The sequence below is a fragment of the Colidextribacter sp. OB.20 genome (genome assembly GCF_009911595.1).
GTDB lineage: Bacteria > Bacillota > Clostridia > Oscillospirales > Oscillospiraceae > Lawsonibacter.
The window spans coordinates 1-942 of the sequence record NZ_QWKG01000152.1; the positions used below are offsets into that span (position 1 = coordinate 1).

The 942-nt window shown below is 53.8% G+C and carries 1 protein-coding gene; it reads right to left on the minus strand.

Annotation, left to right across the window (positions count from 1 at the left end; genetic code table 11):
• Positions 1-877, minus strand: an 877-nt coding sequence (gene tnpB, locus D1641_RS18940) for an IS66 family insertion sequence element accessory protein TnpB (protein WP_160668548.1), incomplete at its 3' end; no start/stop codon positions are given.
• Positions 878-942 lie beyond the last annotated feature (65 nt).

The following is a 942-nucleotide window of genomic DNA, read 5'->3' on the forward strand; positions in this document are numbered from 1 at the left end:
ATTCAATATATTTCAGCATGCTTCCAATACCGTCACGAAACACATAAACGCTTCCATCATATGGATCAAGTTTTAAATGATAACGGATAATTGCCAGCAGGCCATCCAATCCCGTGTACATGCTGGTGATACCGCATACCAGCCTCACCCGCTTTCCTCGTTTCCCTGCTCCACTGGCCCGAGCCGCTTCTGTCAGTTTCTGCAGCCATTCTTCCGGTTCCCCATGACTGATACGCCGGCTCCCTCGCCGCGCTTTCGGCGTAAATCGGGCCGCTGTGGCACAGCTCCGGCTGCAATACCGCCGCCCCTGTCCACTGGTGTCGGTAAACTTTTCTCCACACCACTCACAGGTTTCCTCCACATGGGTCTGGTCCATTGCCAGCAGATAGCAGAAACGGCTGCAGTACGTCTTGCCTCGTTGTTTTCCCGTTAAGGGCGCTCCGCAAAACGCGCATTCCTCCGCTGGCGCTTCCTCCGGCGGATGTGCTTTGTGATACTCCTTCCACCATTCGATCCGGCAGGCGTCACTGCAGTATTTCCGCTGACTCCCCGCTCCCCATTCCGGCTGAAATTCTTTCCCGCAATTCGGACATATTTGCTGAGGACGTGCCCGCTTTCGCCGCTCCGCCAGCAGCTTTTGGTGGTGGTATGTTACCCGGCACTGATCGCTGCAGAACCGCCGCCATCGTCCTGGCCGGCAATCTTTCTGTTCCACAACATCTCCGCATGCCGGGCAAATATTTACCGGCACTTCATAGCGCCTTTTGGCATTGTTATACCGATGCCGGCAGGCGTCACTGCAGTATTTCTGCCGCGTGATATGGCAGGTCGGGATGAACTTCTTTCCGCAGTTTAAGCATTCTTTTTCTTCTTTCATTTTCTACTCCCCCTTCTTTTCCATTCTACCATTGGGGGACAGGTACTGCTCTATTTTACGCTTAC